This is a genomic window from Paenibacillus sp. FSL R7-269, assembly GCF_000517865.1.
GTDB lineage: Bacteria > Bacillota > Bacilli > Paenibacillales > Paenibacillaceae > Paenibacillus_AQ.
In genome coordinates this window covers 95,084-114,352 of record NZ_ASPS01000053.1, presented here as the reverse complement: position 1 = coordinate 114,352, position 19,269 = coordinate 95,084, and the positions used below count along the sequence as shown (strand labels likewise).

General features: G+C 51.5%; 19 protein-coding genes, 1 riboswitch and 1 other annotated feature. Of the genes, 10 read left to right on the top strand and 9 right to left on the bottom strand.

The features are described 5' to 3' along the window. Positions 1-4: 4 nt before the first annotated feature. Positions 5-1,510 carry a glycerol kinase GlpK gene (gene glpK, locus C162_RS23050; protein WP_036698185.1) on the top strand — a complete coding sequence of 502 codons (1,506 nt, stop codon included), beginning with the start codon at positions 5-7 and terminating at the stop codon, positions 1,508-1,510. Positions 1,511-1,602: 92 nt separating this feature from the next. Here glpK and C162_RS23045 read toward each other — a convergent pair whose 3' ends face one another. From C162_RS23045 to C162_RS23020, 6 genes are all read right to left on the bottom strand, one after another. Next, a complete protein-coding gene (locus tag C162_RS23045; protein WP_036698183.1) occupies positions 1,603-2,595 on the bottom strand; it encodes a 3-oxoacyl-[acyl-carrier-protein] synthase III C-terminal domain-containing protein in 993 nt (330 codons plus the stop codon). A gap of 65 nt (positions 2,596-2,660) precedes the next feature. Next, entirely contained in the window at positions 2,661-3,011 is a 351-nt protein-coding gene (locus C162_RS23040) for a hypothetical protein (protein WP_036698182.1), read from the bottom strand. 151 nt (positions 3,012-3,162) lie between these two features. After that, complete coding sequence (locus tag C162_RS23035) at positions 3,163-3,543, bottom strand: carboxymuconolactone decarboxylase family protein (RefSeq protein ID WP_036698179.1); 381 nt, start codon at positions 3,541-3,543, stop codon at positions 3,163-3,165. A gap of 49 nt (positions 3,544-3,592) precedes the next feature. After that, positions 3,593-5,236: a thiamine pyrophosphate-binding protein gene (locus C162_RS23030; protein WP_051493859.1), complete on the bottom strand. Its 1,644-nt coding sequence runs from the start codon at positions 5,234-5,236 to the stop codon at positions 3,593-3,595. A gap of 116 nt (positions 5,237-5,352) precedes the next feature. Beyond that, positions 5,353-5,449: riboswitch (cyclic di-GMP riboswitch) on the bottom strand. A gap of 501 nt (positions 5,450-5,950) precedes the next feature. Beyond that, positions 5,951-7,201, bottom strand: coding sequence for a methyl-accepting chemotaxis protein (locus tag C162_RS23025; protein WP_036698177.1), 1,251 nt, complete (start codon positions 7,199-7,201; stop codon positions 5,951-5,953). A 73-nt stretch (positions 7,202-7,274) separates the two neighbouring features. Then, the gene (locus tag C162_RS23020) at positions 7,275-8,228 is read right to left on the bottom strand and encodes a helix-turn-helix transcriptional regulator (protein ID WP_036698175.1); all 954 of its coding nucleotides are present in this window, start codon (positions 8,226-8,228) and stop codon (positions 7,275-7,277) included. Between the two features lie 137 nt (positions 8,229-8,365). Here C162_RS23020 and C162_RS23015 point away from each other — a divergent pair, with 137 nt between their 5' ends. Then, the gene (locus tag C162_RS23015) at positions 8,366-9,208 is read left to right on the top strand and encodes an SDR family NAD(P)-dependent oxidoreductase (protein ID WP_036698172.1); all 843 of its coding nucleotides are present in this window, start codon (positions 8,366-8,368) and stop codon (positions 9,206-9,208) included. 180 nt (positions 9,209-9,388) lie between these two features. Here C162_RS23015 and serA read toward each other — a convergent pair whose 3' ends face one another. After that, complete coding sequence (serA, locus tag C162_RS23010; protein ID WP_036698170.1) at positions 9,389-10,981, bottom strand: phosphoglycerate dehydrogenase; 1,593 nt, start codon at positions 10,979-10,981, stop codon at positions 9,389-9,391. Between the two features lie 209 nt (positions 10,982-11,190). Beyond that, positions 11,191-11,418, bottom strand: a binding site (T-box leader). Positions 11,419-11,531: 113 nt separating this feature from the next. After that, a complete protein-coding gene (locus C162_RS23005; protein ID WP_036698168.1) occupies positions 11,532-12,437 on the bottom strand; it encodes a hypothetical protein in 906 nt (301 codons plus the stop codon). Positions 12,438-12,504: 67 nt separating this feature from the next. On the opposite strand from C162_RS23005, the gene C162_RS23000 reads away from it, so the two are divergent. From C162_RS23000 to C162_RS22990, 3 genes are read left to right on the top strand one after another with little or no spacing between them, the layout of a single operon-like run. After that, entirely contained in the window at positions 12,505-13,098 is a 594-nt protein-coding gene (locus C162_RS23000) for a CPBP family intramembrane glutamic endopeptidase (RefSeq protein ID WP_036698166.1), read from the top strand. Further along, positions 13,095-13,472, top strand: coding sequence for a hypothetical protein (locus C162_RS22995; protein ID WP_036698164.1), 378 nt, complete (start codon positions 13,095-13,097; stop codon positions 13,470-13,472). Before C162_RS23000 ends, C162_RS22995 begins: the two co-directional genes overlap by 4 nt. Continuing rightward, on the top strand, positions 13,469-14,317 hold the full coding sequence (locus C162_RS22990; RefSeq protein WP_162174490.1) for a metallophosphoesterase: 849 nt from the start codon (positions 13,469-13,471) through the stop codon (positions 14,315-14,317). The genes C162_RS22995 and C162_RS22990 overlap by 4 nt, the downstream gene beginning before the upstream one ends. A gap of 83 nt (positions 14,318-14,400) precedes the next feature. On the opposite strand, the gene C162_RS22985 is transcribed toward C162_RS22990, so the two are convergent. Then, positions 14,401-15,273: a polysaccharide deacetylase family protein gene (locus tag C162_RS22985; protein WP_036698740.1), complete on the bottom strand. Its 873-nt coding sequence runs from the start codon at positions 15,271-15,273 to the stop codon at positions 14,401-14,403. A 94-nt stretch (positions 15,274-15,367) separates the two neighbouring features. On the opposite strand from C162_RS22985, the gene C162_RS22980 reads away from it, so the two are divergent. The 5 genes from C162_RS22980 (at position 15,368) to ypeB (ending at position 19,028) form a co-directional block, all read left to right on the top strand. Beyond that, positions 15,368-15,739 (top strand): hypothetical protein, encoded by a 372-nt coding sequence (locus tag C162_RS22980; RefSeq protein WP_036698162.1) that lies wholly within the window; start codon positions 15,368-15,370, stop codon positions 15,737-15,739. Between the two features lie 231 nt (positions 15,740-15,970). After that, on the top strand, positions 15,971-16,585 hold the full coding sequence (locus tag C162_RS22975) for a genetic competence negative regulator (protein WP_036698160.1): 615 nt from the start codon (positions 15,971-15,973) through the stop codon (positions 16,583-16,585). 76 nt (positions 16,586-16,661) lie between these two features. Continuing rightward, on the top strand, positions 16,662-17,357 hold the full coding sequence (gene prsW, locus C162_RS22970) for a glutamic-type intramembrane protease PrsW (RefSeq protein WP_036698158.1): 696 nt from the start codon (positions 16,662-16,664) through the stop codon (positions 17,355-17,357). Between the two features lie 78 nt (positions 17,358-17,435). Beyond that, positions 17,436-17,582, top strand: coding sequence for a hypothetical protein (locus tag C162_RS36680; RefSeq protein ID WP_179090427.1), 147 nt, complete (start codon positions 17,436-17,438; stop codon positions 17,580-17,582). 87 nt (positions 17,583-17,669) lie between these two features. Continuing rightward, positions 17,670-19,028: a germination protein YpeB gene (gene ypeB / locus C162_RS22965; RefSeq protein ID WP_036698156.1), complete on the top strand. Its 1,359-nt coding sequence runs from the start codon at positions 17,670-17,672 to the stop codon at positions 19,026-19,028. The last annotated feature ends 241 nt before the right edge of the window (positions 19,029-19,269 follow it).

Genomic DNA, 19,269 nt, shown 5'->3' with positions numbered 1-19,269 from the left:
CATTATGATCTTATCCTTGGACCAAGGTACTACCAGCTCACGGGCAATTCTCTTTGATGCAGAAGCGGAAGTGATCTCGCAGGGGCAATATGAGATCAAGCAATCCTTTCCCCGCCCAGGCTGGGTTGAGCATGACCCGGAGCAGATTTGGGAGAGCCAGCTTGCAGCAGCCAGAGATGCCATTGCAGCGAGCTCCGTTCCAGCTGATCACATAACGGCTATCGGTATTACCAACCAGCGTGAGACTGCACTGATATGGGATAAAATTACAGGTAAGCCGATCTATCCGGCAATTGTCTGGCAGGACCGGCGGACAGCAGACCAATGTGAGGAGCTGAAGGCATGTGGGATGGCCGGAGTCATTGCGGACAAGACGGGGCTTGTCATCGACGCGTATTTCTCTGCGACCAAGCTGGCGTGGATTCTGGATCATGTGCCGGGAGCAAGAGACCGGGCAGCCAAGGGAGAGCTCCTGGCGGGGACGATAGACACCTGGCTGATCTGGAAGCTGACCGGGGGCGCTATACACGCTACAGACGTTACCAATGCTTCAAGAACGATGATGTATAACCTGCATGAGCGCCAATGGGACGAAGAACTGATGGACACGCTGTGTATTCCGCCGTCCATTCTGCCAGAGGTGAGGATGTCGGGCGGAGACTTCGGTGTCTGTGACCAGCAGTGGTTCGGTCTCGAGATCCCCATCCGGTCGGTGCTGGGGGACCAGCAGGCAGCACTCTTTGGGCATACCTGCCTGGAAGCAGGCAGTGCCAAGAATACCTATGGCACGGGCTGCTTCATTCTCATGAATACAGGTACTGAAGCTGTGGCATCCAGTCACGGTCTGTTGACCACGGTAGCCTGGGGTATGGGCGATGAGCTCTATTATGCGCTGGAGGGCAGTGTGTTTGTGGCTGGAGCGGCTGTGCAGTGGCTGCAGGAGGGACTGGGGCTGATTGTCGCGCCCGCTGACTCGGAAGAGAAGGCCAGTGAAGTGGATGAGAGTGAAGGAGTTGTGGTTGTGCCAGCATTTACCGGACTGGGTGCGCCTTACTGGGATATGTATGCGCGGGGCGCTATATTCGGCTTGACGCGGGGCACCACCTCCGCACATCTGGTACGGGCGACGCTGGAATCCCTGGCCTTCCAGTCCCGTGATGTCATCGACGCGATGCAGAAGGATGCCGGCATGCCGCTTACCGGCCTCAGAGTGGACGGCGGTGCGGTGCGTAACAATCTGCTGATGCAGTTCCAAGCCGATATTCTGGGTAGCGAAGTGACACGAACAACCTATGCGGAGACTACGGCACTTGGTGCCGCGCTGCTCGCCGGGCTCACCTCTGGGGTATGGACCCGTGAGCAGCTGGAGAGCTTCAACACCGCCGAGAAGGTCTTCTCGCCGCAGATGGAGCCAGAGGAGCGGGAACGCAGATATGGCGTCTGGCAGGATGCTGTGTCGCGCACGATGGGCTGGGAGAAGCATGAGGGCAAGCACGAAGGCAGACTTTAGAGCAGGATATAGGTAGAAGAACAGAAACGGCCCGCAGTCAGAAACTCTGCTGCGGGCCGTTTGTTTACTATAGAACAGAATGAACGTTATGATTAGTACTCCATTACAAATGCGACATTCTGCCATCCGGCGCCAACGGTCCAGAACAGGACTTTGTCGCCGCGTTCAAGCTGCCCGGTAGTGACGGCTTTGTGAAGGGCGATGAACGGGCTGCTGGTCGAGGTATAGCCGAACTCATCGCCTATGTAGACTGCGGCCTCAGGGGCAATGCCGATCTTGCCGGAGACGGCCTGGATGTTCGGAAGGGACAGCTGTGAGAAGCAGGCGGCCTTGATTGACTGAGGATCAATACCGTTGTTGCTCAGCAGGGTGTTGATCGATTCGGAAGCGGCGTCCACACAGATGGAATCATCGAACGGTATGAATTTCACATTGAACTCTCCTGCGGCAACACCGGTGCGTCCGAGCTTAGCCAGACCTTCTGCAGGGAACAGTGAGTTGCCGTACACACAGGTGTCTGTCTGGTAGATAGAGTCAATGAAGCCGACCGAATGCTCGTCGCGCTCCAGAATGACAGCAGCAGCGGCATCACCGAAGTTCGCGTAATACACCGGATCATTCTTGTCCGCATGCGGCGCCACATAATCGGAGCCGATCACCAGGGCGCGGCGGATTCTCGGGTTCGCCATCATCTGGCGGCTGACCTGCTCAACCGAAGCCGTCATTCCGGCACAGTTGGCATTGCTGTCAATACAGATGGTATGCGAAGCCCCGTTAATCAGGCGGTGAATCATCAGTGAGTTCGTAGGAAATATATATTCAGGGGTCTGGCTTGCATAAGCAATCAGGTCAATGTCAGGACCGGTAAGACCGGTCTTCTCCAGAACATTACTTGCGGCTTCATAAGCCATTGTCAGGGAGTTCTCATCCGGGCTGTCGATGCTGTAGCGGTTTTCACGGCCCAGAGTAGCCAGCAGTCCGCGGATATCAATACCTTTGTCATCAAAATGCTGAATGAAAAATTCATTGCCGATTCTTTTGTCTGGATGGTAGATATCAATGTCCTTAATGCGAATCCCCGCCATAGTGCAGACCTCCTAAAAGTTGTCTTAGTTGTACTTCTCACTTCTCACGAATCTGCTCCGGTTCATTAAGCTTGTACGGTTGAAGTAATCTCCAGATTCTCAAGTCCGGCTTTGCGGCCCAGGCGTGCCAGCTGCATTTTGAGGATCGGGTTATTTTCCAGAGTAAGACTCACTTTCTGGAAGCCATCAGCCTTGAACATGATGAAGCAGTTTTCAAGCAGCGGCACGACATCAGGAGCTGTTACATTCAGCTTGCGGCAGTCGATATCCAGGGCATATTCAGCAGGGCTAATGGGGTTGATGGTCTGCTGGTAAGCCTGTATGGATTTGAGTCCGTCCTCGTTAGAGAAGGTTCCCTCCAGCTCGATATTGATTACTTTCTTCGCAGTGTCTGTCTTCAAAATAAATTGTCCCATGTTGATCTCTCCCTAAGTGTAATTTGAAATACCCCCAAAACATGATATTTGTGACTATATTCGACAAATTGCATTCGAATTTGGGATATTTTGCCTTCATTATAACCGGAGCATGCTGAAATGCGCAATCGAAAAGTCGAAATTTGTAGATTTATGAAGATTTTTCTTTGATTTCCTCCAGGGTATCCAGCAGCACATTAAAGGCCGAAATTACCCGGGGAGCACCGACGCAAGGGACCAGATGAAGCAGCACGCCCTTGATCTGTTCAACAGTCATGCCAACACGGAGCGCCATTACATAATGAACACCTAACTGCTCATACTGCCCCATCGTAATCAGAGACGAGATCACCGCGATCTCTTTCCAGTCAGAGCCAATCGTGGTCCGTTGAAAAATATCGCCATAAGCATTGCCCATGATATATTCGGCTAGTTCCGGAAAATGCTCTTTGATCGGAGCTAGGGCCTTGGCCCCATAATCTCCAGAGAGATTAGTGAAATGATCGAGTCCGCTGTTCGTGTTCTTGTTCACGCTATGGCCTCCTGATAGTAGGTTAGAAACGGTGTGCAATAAGGCTTGCTTACGTAAGATCCAGCGTGCGGTGAGCCGTAGGTGGCATTTCATCGCGGTCAGTCAGCAATTCAATGACAGCTGGCTTGTTAAGCGCTACAGCTTCGCGGATGGCAGCGGCGAACTCCTCCTGCGTCTCACAGCGGAAGCCGGCTGCACCCAGAGATTCAGCGAATTTCACGGCATTCATTGGAACCTCGAAGATCGTACCGTCAATCCGGCCGGTGGTCTTCTCCATCCCCTTAAGCGCCATATCCAGCTGCATATTATTCACCACGATGAAAATCACCGGAATGTCCTTGCAAACAGCTGTGTTTATTTCAGTTCCGAGCATCATAAAACAGCCGTCCCCGGTAATGCAGAAGACCGTCTCACCGGGAGAGGCCGTCTTGGCGCCGATCGCCATGCCAATTGAATTGCCCATGCAGGCAAAGTAGGCATCGAATATGAAGCTGCCGGGCCTGCGCACATTGAACCATTTCACAGCATTGAATCCATGGCTGCCGTCATCTACAAACACGCTGCTGTTGTAAGGAATCAATTCGCTCATCGTGCTCATTACCGAAGCCAGAGAGAGCCCCGCCAGTACGGGAAGCTCATCATTGTAATCATTCGAGACTGTGATTTCATGCTTGGTAACCGCTGAGAAGTCCAGCTTCTGGAGATACAGAGCCAGGTTGTCCCTTAAGTCTCCGCCGACAGCAATAGTAGATGAGGTGAGTATTTTACCGACAAAGGTCGGGTCTACATCGAACTGGATCAGCTGCCGCGGATGATTCTCCGGCTTCAGGTTGCAGATGGTCATATCGCTGAGGCGGGACCCCAGAACGATGAAGAGGTCGCTGTTGTTCATCAGTTCATCTCCATGCGAGGAGCCGCCGACGCCTATTGGACCATGGTAGAGCGGATGATCGTAAGCTATAGCGCCTTTGCCGCCTGGAGAGGTGACCACAGGTATGTTAAAGGTCTCGGCCAGCTGGACCAGTTCCTGATGTGCTCCTGAGCGGTTGACGCCCTTACCGGCAATGATCAGGGGTCTAGCGGATTCATTGATCGCCGAGCTGACCCGTTCATAGTTCTGATAGCTGACCAGCCCTTCACGTTCCGGCAGAACAATCCGGCATTCCGCAAGCCGCTCTGTCTGCACATCAAACGGAATGCAGAGATGAACCGGACCTTTTTGGTCACCGAGGGCGATGGATAGGGCATGATTGAAAATGGTGCTGAAATGATCCCCGCGTTCAACGAGCTTGCTGAAGAGGGTGGCCGGCCGGAACATATCCGCCAAATCAGCCAGATAGGAAGTGGAATCCTGACATTGGGGAATGCCCAGCTCCTTGATGGACTGGTGGCCGGTGATGAAGAGGACGGGAAGATTATTGGCCTTGGCATGCGCTGCTGCGGTGAGCAGATTCGTTCCGCCCGGACCGGAAGTGCCGAAGGCTACTCCGAGGCTGCCGGTCTTCAGAGCATAACCGCCGGCAGCGAAGCCGGAGCTAGACTCGTGCCGGCCGGGGATGAACTCAATACCATAGTCAACCAGTTTCAAAGCGATGGGGCAAATAGATTTGCCTATGATTCCAAAAGAATGTGTGACTCCCAAATTGCGTAATGCTTCCGCCATATAATCTGCAACTGTCTTCAGAACATCCACCCCGCAAGTTGTTATTTGTATTAGTCAGCAATAGAAAACCTGTACTCAACATAGGAGCACAGGTCTGTTGCACGAATCACCATAATCAAACGCATAACCTAAGGCGTTTACAGTTTTTCAGCAACCTGGCTGTCATGATCCCACTTCAGAAATGAGACTGTAGATCCATGGCTTTGCGTCATTCCCTTTCGGTGAATTTTGCCGGTATGCGATTATAAATGAATCTGTGAAGAATTTTCCTTTACAATATATTCCTCACTCCTCTTTTGTCAATAACCCCGATGAGAAGAAACTCGGAATTTGACGAATATTCAGGAGTGGAAATGGATGAATATTTGGATTTTCAAACTTTTGAAAATTTTTCCCTTTGGAAGGCTAAAGTCTTAAAATGCAAATGGATATTTAGGGCTATTATTATGAGGAGTAAGCATAAAGCCTCATTACATTCCTGATTTACTGTAAAATGTTAAGAATTCACTAGATATACAGCATTGTAAAATCCACTTATAGGACTTAAGTATTGTATGTGTGCGGTGATGCCTTATAGACAAGCTATGCCTATAGAACGACTATAGTAAAGAAGTGCAAAGCGGATTTTTTACCCTTATGCACAATTTCAACAATTTGTGAATATTACATAACAATCTTAGTTTTGCACAGAAAAAGAGACACCATCTGCAGGAAATCCCGCAGATGTGTCTCTTTTGGTTAAGGTTAGAATTTGAAAATATGAATTGTTTTTTGCAAGTTAAAGACAGCGGAAGTCATCTTCTCTGTCTCCTCAGCTACGGATTGCAGAGCGTGAATCTGTTCGTTCATCGCTGCGGATACCTCTTCGGTCCCTGCGGCGGTCTCCTGGGTGATGGCTGAGATATTCTCGATCGCCCCGGAGATCTTAAGCGCGCTCTCCAGCATAAGGTCACTCTCTGCGGAGAAGGAGGCGATCTGCTCGGTTATGTATTGGACACTATGTACGATCTGAGCAAAAATATTGGCCGTCTCTGTGATCATCTTATTCTGTACCTGGACTACCTCTTCGTTGATGGCGATATTATCAATGGCCTGCTTGATATCTGATTCAATGCTGCGTACCAGCCCGAATACCTCTTTGGTTGAAGCGGTGGATTCCTCAGCCAGCTTGCGGACCTCCTGGGCAACGACAGCGAAGCCACGGCCATGCTCGCCTGCACGGGCTGCTTCAATAGAGGCATTGAGCGACAGCAGATTGGTCTGTTCGGCAATTTCGGTAATCGTCTTGGTAATCATCGTAATGCCGCGCGCGTTCTGTGACAGGGCTTCAATGGTATCCGCCACCTTCTGGGTCGCCTGGATGTTCTTGCGCATGCCTTCGGCCTGGGTATCCACCGATTGCCGTCCCTGTTCAACCAATTCCAGCGTATGTACAGATCGTCTATTCATTTCCTTGGTGGAATTCGTATAATTGGAGACTTTGATTTCGATATCCTTGATCGATTCGGTCATATCAGCAATATCCACTGAGATTTCGTTAGCGCCGAGAGCCAGTTCATTGGAGGAGGAGGCCACCTGCGCCATGACAAATTTCAGATTCTGATTCTTGTCTTCAATCCCGCGGCTGGCGTCCATAACCTGCCGGGTAATCTGTGAGGCATCGGTGAGGATTTTTTTGAGCTTGTCAATCATGGTGTTGAAGGACCGGCTAATGTCACCCATAGAGCCGCTCTCGTCGGCACGGCTGGTGAAGTCGCCTTTGGCAATGGTGTGTGTTACATTGGAGATGTCTTCGAATGAAGATGTAAGCGTTCTCTCAATGAAGCGCGCAAGCGGGTAAGTCAGCGCTGCCAGAACGGCGACAAGAATAATGCCGATGAGCAGCCTGTCCATAAGGATTAGTGTGATTAAAACAGGGACAGCGAATAAAGCGGCAACCAGGTAACATCCGGTGACGATTTTTTGTTTCAACGGCAGCTTGTTCATCCAGTCCATAATGTAGAGTCCCCCTATAAATAATAATGTGTATTGTAATATTATAGGGGATACTAGTGCATTTGGTCTATTATTAAAAATCGTATAATGCTGCCGCTTCACGCAGAGCTGAAGCAACAGTATCTACAAGCTCAGGCGGTGCGGTCACCTTGATGCCCTGACCCAGGGAGAGGATCATCCGGCGTGCAGACTCCGGCGTGTTGAATTCGGCCTCGGCCCTGATCCAGCCAGGGGCCTCAGAAGGCTCCTGGTGCAACAGGGCGACGTATCGTTCCCTCTGGAGCTCCTTCATCGTGTGATCCCTGACAAGCAGGCTGGCGGGGTACCGGGGCAAGGCAGACTTGAACGCTGCGGTGGAGGTCTCCCAGTACTCAGACAGGACGAAATCCTCCGGCTGCTCAAAAGACTCAGCTGTGACTTTGGCCTCAGTAATTCTGGAGACCCTGTAGGTCCGCATCTCACCGTCATGCCCCGCGACCAAGTACCAGACGCCGCGCTTGACTACCAGCCCCAGCGGTGCAACCAGCCGCTCGGCAACATCCTCCCCGCGCAGATAGGTGATGCTCACCTTGCGGTTCTCCCATAAGGCTCCCTGTAAAACGGCAAGGCAGGGATAGGTCTCTCCGGAGGGATGCCATCCGGCTCCATCGATGTGAATCCGCTGGCTGAGGAAGCTGAAAGCAGAGACGGGCTGCCTGGTAGCGGCAGCCTGCAGCTTACGGGCGGCCGAGGAGAACTCCTCCTGAATGCCCAGAGCGTGCAGAATCGCCGGATCAGCGGGCACCAGCAGCGCGGCAATCTCCTTGGTGTTCATTCCGCTGAGGGAATTCCGGTAGCCTTCAGCCAGCTTCCAGCCGCCTTCCCGGCCGCGTTCCGCCAGCACGGGAATACCGGAGAAGCTGAGTGCCTCCATATCCCGGAAGATTGTACGTTCGGATACCTCCAGCGTTTGCGCCAGCTCCTTGGAGCTGATTTTGCCGCGGCTCTGTAAAAGTTGAACGATAGTGATCAGACGGTCTGCTCTCATTCGGATGCCTCCCTAACTTTATTATTAAATTATATATGTCAGTGGTTGTCATGTATAAGGTATATATTAGACAAGAGTACGGATTAGCGCAAATGATCTTCTAATCCGGGCATGATAGATGTAAGGGAGCGGATCAAATGACAAATCTGCAAGGGAAAGTGGCATTGGTAACAGGAGGGAGCAGGGGAGCGGGCAGAGGCATTGCGCTGGAGCTGGCGAAGGCAGGCGCCTATGTATACATTACGGGCAGGAATGCTGGTACACCGCAGGAGCAACATGCAAGGACGCTTGAAGGTGTGCTGGCTGAGATTCGCCGGTCAGGCGGGGAAGGAGCCGTAATCCGCTGTGATCATACCAGTGACAGTGAGACAGAAGCTGTAATCCGGCAGATTAGCGCAGAGCAGGGCAGACTGGATATTCTGGTCAATAACGTCTGGGGAGGCAATAGTCTCTTTATCGGGAATGAACCGTTCTGGGAGCAGCCGGTGGAGCATTGGGATCATATGTTCACTGCCGGGGTCCGGGCGCAGCTCAAGACTAATTATTATGCCATACCACTGATGCGCAGCGAAGGAGCTGGGGCGGGTAAATTAATCGTCCATACGACCTTCTGGGATGAGTATAAATACACCGGAAACTTCTATTATGATTTGTCCAAAAATGCGCTGGTGCGCATGGCCTACGGATTATCCCTTGAACTGGCTGCGGATGGCATCGCGGTGATCCCCGTCTCTCCCGGCTGGATGCGGACCGAGCTGGTCCTGGACAGCTTCGGCACAGATGAGGAGCACTGGCAGGAGGAGGAGGGGCTAAGGACGACCGAGTCAACAGCCTATGTGGGACGCGCAGTTGCAGCGCTTGCTGCTGATCCAGAAGTGATATCCATGACTGGCACTCCCCAGAAGGTAGGGGACCTGGCACGGAAATACGGCTTTACGGACACCGACGGCAGGCAGGTGCCGGCCTACCGGATTTCATAGAAATATAAGAATTTATAGGTTGCACACGATATATTATCCTTCTATTTCTCGCTGAAACGGTACCGTCCTTTCAAAGGACGGCAATGCCGTTTCCACTTGTTAAATGCAAAAACACTCTTTGGAAGTGCGCAGCCTGGGGCCTGCACTCCCGAAGAGTGTTTTATTGTGGAGAAATAAGAATTAGTTCAGAGTGATCTCCTCAGCGGTGTTGATCTCCGGCAGTCCGGCCAGCTTCACCAGGACCTCCTTCGGCACAGCCTTATCAACGGTCAGGAGCATTATGGCGGCTCCACCGATGATGGTACGGCCAACCTGCATGGATGCGATATTGACGCCATTCTCGCCGAGCAGGGTGCCGACGAGTCCGATGATACCCGGCTTATCGTTATGCGAGATTACAAGCTGATGGCCTTCCGGAGCAATATCGACTGGGAACTTGTTGACTTTAACGATACGTTCGCCGTAGCCCTGCAGCAGGGTACCGGCAACCAGACGCTCTTCGTCATGCTCAGCCTTGAGTGTTACTGTGATGAGGTTGGTGAAGCCTTTGGTTTTGGAAGCCTTGGTCACCACTACGTTCACATCACGGGTCTTCGCCAGATGCATTGAGTTGACGATGTTCACATCTCCCGCGAAGTGGCGGGTGAGCACGCCTTTGACCACATAGCGGGTAAGCGGCTGGGTATCCACATCCGAGAGATCACCGGCATACTCCACATGGATCTCGCGGATCGCGCCGTCCGTAATCTGAGTTGCGAAGCTGCCCAGCTTCTCGCCGAGGGTGAAGTAAGGCTGCAGCTTGTTCATAACGCTAGGCGCAACCGGCGGAATGTTCACCGCGTTGATGAACGGTTCGTTACGCAGGATATGGAGGACCTGCTCCGATACATCGATGGCCACGTTCTCCTGGGCTTCAATCGTCGAAGCACCCAGATGCGGAGTCACGATAATCTTCGGATGTGTAAGGAACGGGTGGTCTGCCTCAGGCGGCTCCTTCTCGAAGACGTCGAACGCAGCGCCGGCCACAATGCCGCTGTCAATTGCTTCTACGAGCGCCATTTCATCGATGACACCGCCGCGTGCACAGTTTATGATACGCATGCCTTTTTTCATGACTTCGAATTGCGGACGGGAGATCATGTGGCGGGTCTCCGGGGTGAGTGGTGTGTGAACCGTGATGAAGTCTGCACCGCGCACAATGTCGTCTACCGAAGCCAGCTTCACTTCCATTTTCTCTGCACGGTCAGCCGTCAGGAACGGGTCATAGGCCAGGATGCTCATGCCAAAGGCTTTGGCGCGCTTGGCCACCTCGCTGCCGATCCGGCCCATGCCGAGTACGCCCAGTGTCTTGCCGCGCAGTTCTACGCCGAGGAAGGTCTTTCTGTCCCATACGCCGGAAATCGTCTTCGCATAGGCTTGAGGAATATGACGGGCCAAGGCCATCATCATGGCAAAAGCATGTTCACAGGTCGTAATGGTGTTGCCGTCCGGAGCGTTGATAACTACTACACCGCGCTGCGTGGCGGACTCCAGCTTGATGTTGTCCACGCCGACTCCGGCCCGGCCGATAACCTTGAGATTAGTACCGGCTGCGATAATTTTGTCTGTCACGGTAGTCTGGCTGCGAACGAGTAAGCCGTCATATTCGCCAATGATTGCAACTAGCTCATCTTCACTTAGTCCTGTTTTCTTGTCTACAGTCACATCGCTTGCGTCCATCAATTGCTGAATGCCCAAATCGCTGATCGGGTCCGATACTAATACTTTAAACATGGTCTCTTGTCCTCCTTCAAATGGGAAAGCTATTATATATGCCAAGGATCACCGGGTAAGGCAATCCGCAGTACCAGAACTTACAAGAGCATAACGAGCAGCTTGACACCGGGGTAACGCGCTGTCGCACAAAAGAAACAGCGTGCAGAGGCACCAGATTCATAGGAATATGGCAATAAAAAAACTCCCAACCCCATACTACTGCCGTAGTAAGGGACGAGAGTTGTCGTGGTACCACCCTAATTCACTGCAACGGTTAAGAAGCAGCCTCATTGGCCTGCAAAGGCCACACTGGTAACGGAGTGATCCGATTGTATCTACTCTTGTGTTCAATACAATATCTCAGGAGCGCTAAAGATTAATGTCTGCCACCGGTTTCCACCACCCACCGGCTCTCTGAAGGCTGCAAGTAATCTTTGTTCCATCATCGGTTTTGCTTGATTAATTTTTCATAATGTAACATGGTGATGCCAAGTGTGTCAATAGGATTCTTCTGCACGGGTCCGCCTTGAAGTGGACCGTATTTTTCGTTATGATGCAATAACTGGTCCTACTCATAGAAGAAAGGGAGCTGCGGCATGATCTCCTTGCCGTAATATTGTTCGCGCCACTTGATGAAGTCCTGCTCCTGCACCGCACCGGTGGAGATGAGCAGGGTCACGGAGGACTGAATATTATTCAGCTTCAGCGAGCTGGCGGTCCCAGAATAGATCATATCGTCAATCTTGGCGGTGATATCCTGCGGATCATAGCCGGCATAGATGCCGCGGTTCAGCATCATATCGGCTATGGAAGCATTCTTGAGTAAGAGCGGCATTTTTTTCCACTGAATGAAAGAGATTGTCTTCAGCTCACCGGACTGCTGCGGAATGGACGAATGGGTCTTCGACCCCCATTTCAGCATGGAATCATAGAAGTTCTTCTGGGCCAGCAGCCCGAATCTTACGGCACTGGTTGTGAAGTTGTCACTTCTCAGCACTTTGGCGGCTTCGGCGCCGGAAGCACCCGCAGTCACCTTGCCGGAGGCTTGGGAGAAGAGTGTGAGACTCTTAAGAATATTGAGCTGAGATTCATAGAGCATCGGTGAATTAGTGAAGAGCGAATCCTGGGTAACCTTATCATACTGCTTGTCCGCCAGAATACTCAGATTCTTCAGCGTTGCCGCGTTCTGGCGAGCATCCGTGCTGCGGGCAAGACCGTCCAGCTGTTCGTTCCAATTGCGCTTGAATTCCCGGTAGGGCAAAAATACGTTATGATAAAAGGTGACAAGATCCTGCTGCTGGTAGGAGCCGGAGAATTCCTGGGCGCTTGGGTGGTCCTTCAGCTGTGAATACTTGGCCTCTGTCTTGTCAGCTCCAACCTTGACTCCCGTGAAAAATGAAGCGAATGCGGATATTAGAAAAAACAAAAAACCTAGTGTGTACATCATTTGAGTGCGGGAGGTACGGCTGTTCATGATTAGGTGCTCCTTCGTATAGGTGAATTAACTTATGTAAAAACATTTATAGAACAGGCAGGTTATAATGAAAAAATTCAAATTGGGTGACATCAAAATTAAAAAGGCCGATCCACAGCAGTTAACAGACAAGCTGTTACTCATTAATCTGTATATTACTCAGGGCCTTACCTTATTTATCGGTTTGATATGGATATTATTGCAGAAAAGAAATCCTATTCACATATTAAATTTTCCGGATAGTGTACATTTCGTGTACTGGGGCCTTGGCCTAGCAGTCATTATGCTTGCTGTTGACTTCCTGCTGACCCATATTGTTCCTGAAGACAGCATGGATGACGGGGGGATCAACGAGCTACTGTTCGGCAAACGGCCGCTGTGGCATATTGTGGTTATTTCAGCGGTGGTTGCGGTGTGTGAGGAGCTGTTGTTCCGCGGAGCGATCCAGCATTCTCTTGGGCCGTATTGGACGAGTATACTATTTGCCGTTATTCATGTCCGTTATCTGCGGCACTGGATTCCTACGGGCTGGGTCTTCCTCAGCAGCTATGGTCTTGGGCTTATCTACATCCATTCGGGCAGTCTGTGGGCACCTATATTGTGCCATTTCCTTATAGATTTGTTCTCCGGTATGGTTATTCGTTACAGGAGGGTATCATGACAGAACAATTAAGCCGGGTAAGGTCCCGCCAGAAACAGCAGAAGAGAGAACAACAGTCTCCGGTCAGAGCGGGCAAGCATCAGCCGTCTTCCGGGGCAGCAGAAGAGAGTGCGGGAAGTCCGGTGCCGGTAGCAGGGACCCTGTCCAGAAAGGAACGCTTATCGGGGCGCAGGGCCGCCGGAAGGCCGGAACGTGATGCGGCACAGGAGGAAGGGGAGCAGACTCCGTCGCGTGCAGAGAGTTATCCGTCAGAACGAATCCGGTTCAGCAAAATGTTCATCAATTCGCTGATTGTCTTATTTCTGATGCTGCTGGGCTTCCTGCTGTGGTGGGGAATAAACGGGGCACCGGATCTGGATAGCCTATGGAGTTGACTACGGTTCTCCTGAGTCTGCTTGTTGTGTGTCTTGGGGGAGCAGGGGTCATAGGCCTTCTGATGGTTGTTGCTGCCTTCAAGAAACGGTTGAATAATCAAGATATTGTACTGGAGCGGCTTCCTGCCGTGTTCGACCACTACCGGATACTGCTCATTACGGATATTCACCGCCGCCGTCTGCCGGAGGCGATGCTGACCCCGCTGCGGGGGAAGGTGGACGCTGTCTTCCTAGGCGGTGATATGACGGAGAAGGGTGCTTCTATAGAACGTCTGCTGGAGAATATGACACTGGTAACCTCCATTGCGCCTGTGTATGCCGTTCACGGTAATCATGATTACCGGGCGAACATCACGCTGGTGGATAACATCATCCGGGGAAGCGGAGCCAGTCTGCTGGTGGATGAGAACTGCGTCATTGAACGGGACGGTGAGCAGTTTATTCTGACCGGGGTAGATTTCCCGAGGAAAGGCGGCAAAAAGGCCTACGGACCTCTGCCCGCCGTGGATGAAGCGGATACGGAAGCCTTCCGGATCATCCTCGTGCATGATCCGCTCTGGCTGTCCCGGCAGCAGGAAGTTCCGGCTGACTTGATTCTGGCCGGGCATACCCATGGCGGCCAGGTTGTGCTGCCCTTGATCGGGAACCGGCATACCGATGAGTTCTACCGCCAATATAATGCGGGGATGTATGAGATTCCCCGGAGCTATAAAGGGGGTCTCCCGCCGCTGAAGATGCTGATCAGCCGGGGGTTCGGTACTGCGCATCTGCCGCTGCGCTGGCGCAGTCCGGCTGAGATGCATGTACTGACCCTGCGCTGCGGAGGGCAGCATTCAGGTTCTTAGGGAGTAATGAGATAGATACTTAACACGACAAAAAAACGGTTGCCTACATTTGTGGGACAACCGTTTTTTGATGTATTCAGAGTTCAGCGCATCTTCAGCTCAATGCTGCGCGGATCTACAAAGCTGTAGCCCTTGCCCTCAAGCGTAGTGAGCAGAGTGTCAAGTGCCTCTACCGTCCAAGGCAGCTCATGCATCAGGATATTGCTACCGGAATGCAGCTGACCAGTGACATTGCTGATCAGCTTGCTGGTCTTATCCGTATCCTTGGCCTTCATCTCCCAATCGAGGGAGCCATTGGACCAGGTCATATAGAGCATGCCGTTTGCAGCAGCGATTTTTTTGCCTACGTCACCTCCGGCACCGTGCGGCGGACGGAAAAAGTGAGGGGTCTCACCTGTGATATCCTTGACGATCTTCTGAACATCTTCAATCTGCTTCTTCACTTCGGCTTCCGGCTTGTCCTTCAGTACAATATGATCCCAGCTATGATTGCCGAGCACGCCGCCCCGTTTGTGGATCAGCTCCAGCAGCTCGGGATGCTCCTTCACCCGGTAACCGTTGACGAAGAAGATCGCTTTGGCCTTGTGCTTGTCCAGCGTATCCATTAGCGGATTGATTAATTCCGCTTCCTTTGGCCCGTCGTCGAAGGTCAGCAGGACTACCTTCTTGTTCGTCGCCGGATCATTAGGGACAATGTCATAATTCTTGTTCATATGGTACAGCAGCGGCACCTGCGCATCGCTGGCTGCCGCAGGCGTGGCCTCCGGTGATGCAGTTGCCTCAGGTGCAGCTGATGCTGTTACCTCAGGTGTAGGAGATGCGGCTGTCTCCGCCGCGGCTGTTGCTGCCGCAGACTGCGGCGTCTTCTCCGCTGCCTGACTGCCTGTATTTCCGCCGCTAGTGCAAGCTGACAGCAGACAAGCCGCCAGGAGTAGCGTTATTGTTGCTTTACCCACTTTTTTCATCTCGCTTTCTTGTTGTTTGGCTGTATGAGCGGCTACCTTTCCGCGAACACTAAGCATGATTTTACCATACAAGGAGGTTGGAGATATGAATACTTCGTCATTTCTGTGCGGGGTGCTGATTGGTGCAGCCGCCAGTATGATTATGTCCAAAAAACGCAGTGCCATGATGTCTGCCTTAATGCATTCGAATGGTTCTTCCTACAATGCGGGTGACAAGGCCAAGGACAAAATTATGGGGATGGCCATGACCGGCTTCGGCAGCACGGCAGCGGGCAGCAGCCATGAACACTCAGGCTCTCATGTATCCGGTGGTGGCGATCATAAAGAGGACTCCCCGTTAAAGTCCAAAGAATCAAATTTGAACATGCTGAAGGATTTCATCCGCAGCAACCCTGATGTGAAACATGAAGTCGAGCAGATTCTCAAAGATACTCATACCGCCATACCGGGTTTGTAACCGGATCTAACCGCTGCAGAATCATTTTGGCGATGCCGGCATCGCTGAAGTGATTCTTTTTTAATATGGCTTTACATATAATGGGCAGCAAATTGGGCTGAATCTATATTTATTTACGTGCATTTGTAGCTTCAAAATGATAACATACGTATATAGTAACCATTTTTGGCTCATTACTCGGGACTCATCATACATTAATATTAAATGAGCTTGCAAAAGGAGGATCCTGTCATGAGAATAGAGCGATTAAGTCAAGATAAGATACGGATTTTCCTCACTTTTGACGACCTGAGCGAGCGGGGCATCCAGAAGGAAGATATGTGGCAGGAGGTTCCCAAGGTACACGACCTCTTTACGGAAATGATGGATCAGGCATACAGCGAGCTTGGTTTTGATGCTACGGGTCCGCTTGCCGTGGAAGTGTTCGCATTGCCCGCGCAAGGCATGGTCGTTATTGTGACCCGGGGGAAATATGATCACCATCAGTACGGTGGGGCCGGGGAAGATGAATTGCCTGAAGAGATTTATGAAATGGAAGTTACTCTTGAACAAAGCGACTCCATTGTATATGCGTTCCGCGATTTCGAGGTTCTGGTGGAAGCGGCTCATGTACTCATCGGCAATATTACTTCTCAAGGACAACTGTATTCTTATAATGATAAATGGTACCTCTACTTCGATCCAAAGGAGTTTGAAGAGGCTGCACTGTCAGGGTTGGTAGGTGTGCTCGCTGAATTCGGAGATTCCTCTCCGGTAACTCAGGCTGTTCTGGCTGAATACGGCAAGACAGTTATGGCGGAGAATGCGATTCAGACGCTGTGCAATCATTTTAAACGCCAGGAATAAGAGAGTATGGTAAGGTACGGTTCCTTTTATAACATCTTCAGCAGGGATTAGGTTTAAGCGCAAGGGAGGCTATTCGGTGCTATTGTTATCGGTCATTTCGTCAGCAGTTGCACCGGGACTTGCGCTGCTGACTTTTTTCTATCTGAAAGACAAGTATGATCAGGAACCGCTCCATATGGTGCTTAAGGTGTTCCTGCTTGGCCTGTTGATCGTGCTGCCGGTGATGATTATCCAGAGGGGGCTTGTGCTGGGGCTGGGCGGTGGTCCTTATGTGGATTCCTTTCTGATCTCAGCCGGGGTGGAAGAGGCCCTGAAGTGGTTTGTGCTGTACCATATGATTTACAATCATACCGAATTTGACGAGCCCTATGATGGAATACTATACGCCGTAGCGATTTCGCTCGGCTTCGCAACAATAGAGAATGTAATGTATGCGTGGTACAGCAATGCTTCATTCGGCACCATGATTCTAAGGGCACTGCTTCCAGTCTCCGGACATGCCATGTTCGGCGTAATTATGGGCTACCATATGGGCAGAGCCAAGTTCTCCGGCGGGATCAAGACCCGGAAGATTCTACTGATTTCATTGCTCCTGCCCTGGCTGTGGCATGGAATCTATGATTTTCTGATCGCCACGACAGCTAACTATTGGATCTGGTTTATCGTGCCCCTGATGGCAGTATTATGGTATAGAGGCATGGGGAAGGTAGCGCGGGCCAACAGCCGGTCCCCGTTTCGCTTTTTGAAGCGTGAGGAAGAGGTTAACCTATAATCGAGATGGACACACTTAATCCTACAGGGCAGTTCCTTAAGGCAAGGAATTCCAGAAAGGAGAGAGAGGTGTCTTTTTTTGCGAGTAAAAGTTCGGATTGTCTGCAAGCAGTGCGGCGAAACCTACATATTAAGAGGGAACAAGGAGCAGGGGGTTGTCCAGACCGGCTTCAAGCAATGTCTGTGCAGCTGTGTAAGCGGCTTTGAGATTGAGGAACGGGCCTGAAGACCGGATTCTTGAAATAGTGCATAAGACTTCTCAGTTATTGTCAAACTAACGGCAATAAGCTACTGAAAGGAGCTATGCGGACCTATGTACAAAAGATTAAGTGCCATAATGTTCCCGCTTACCGCACTCTTGCTGCTTGGAGCGCTCGTCTGGGGGTATCAGGAGAATCAGGAGAAGAATTCGATTCTGATCAAGGCGGAGAATCAGTATCAGCGCGCGTTCCATGATCTGTCCTTCCATGTGGAGCGGCTTCATGGTGAGCTGGGCAATACGCTTGCCGTGAACACCACCTCTAACGGAATGCACCGCAAGGGGCTGGTTAATGTATGGCGGATTACCAGCGAGGCGCAGAACGAGATTAATCAGCTGCCGCTGATGCTGCTGCCGTTCAGTGAGACGGAGGAGTTCCTCTCCAAGATCGCCAATTTCTCCTACAAGGCTGCGGTGCGTGACTTCACCAAGAAGCCGCTAACAGAGGGGGAGATGGCGAATCTGAAGACGCTCTACCAGAATTCGTCTGAAATCTCCAGGGACCTGCAAAAGGTTCAGGACAAGGTCATCGGCAAAAAGCTGCGCTGGATGGATGTAGAGACTGCACTGGCTACAGAACAGAAGGCCGAAGACAACACAATCATCGACGGGTTCAAAACCGTGGATAAACGCGTAGCGGCATACCCGGAGCTGGACTACGGCCCTTCGGTTGCAAGCATCTATGATAAGCGGTCGGTGAAAAAGCTGGGCGGCAAGCCGGTTACCGCTGACCAGATCAAAGGCAAGGCGATGCAGTTCGCCGGGCTGGGCGGGAAGGCACAGGTGAAGATTCAGGAGAACGGGAAGGGAACCGAGTGGGCCTCTTATACAGCCACTGTGACTTCCGCAGAGCATAAAGAGCCGGTCTCGATGGACTTCACGGCGGAAGGCGGACTGCTGATCTCTTACAATGATAACCGCGAGGTTGGACCGGCCAAAGTATCCATGAAGCAGGCTGTGGAGAAGGCGGGCAAGTTCCTGGAGAAGAAGGGATATCCCGGCATGACTGCAGTGAGTGCGGACCGGTATGATAATCTGGGCAATCTGACCTTCGTCAGCAGCCAGGACGGCGTGCTCATCTATCCTGAGAAAATGACGGTTCGTGTCGGGCTGGATACGGGGGAAGCTGTAGGGTTTCAGGCAAGCGACTATGTGAATGAGCATAAGGAGAAGCGCGTGCTGCCGAAACCGAAGCTGTCCCTGGATGAAGTCAGAGCGATGCTTAACCCGGAGTTCAAGGAGCTGTATAACCGGCTGGCCTGGATTGAGAATGAAGATGCAGTGGAGCTGCTGACATACGAATTCGGCGGCAAAATCAACGGCTCACAGTTCAGAATTTATCTGAATGCCGCAGACGGCAATGAGGAAGCGGTGGAACAGATCCGCACCTCCTCGGGAGCACAGGATAAATAGCCGGACTTCCTAATTTGGGACGGATAGGATAAGCACTGTTATAATAGAGAAGACGCATTTCCGGAAACGGAGGGCGTCTTTTTTTTGAAACATAAGAATTTATATGTTTCACACGATAACTTATCCTTCTATTTCTCGTTGAAACGGTACCGTCCTATAAAAGGACGGCATAGCCGTTTCTACTTAGCAATGAAATGTAGTTATGCTAATGCCTAATAATATTTCTGACCGGCTATGAAGG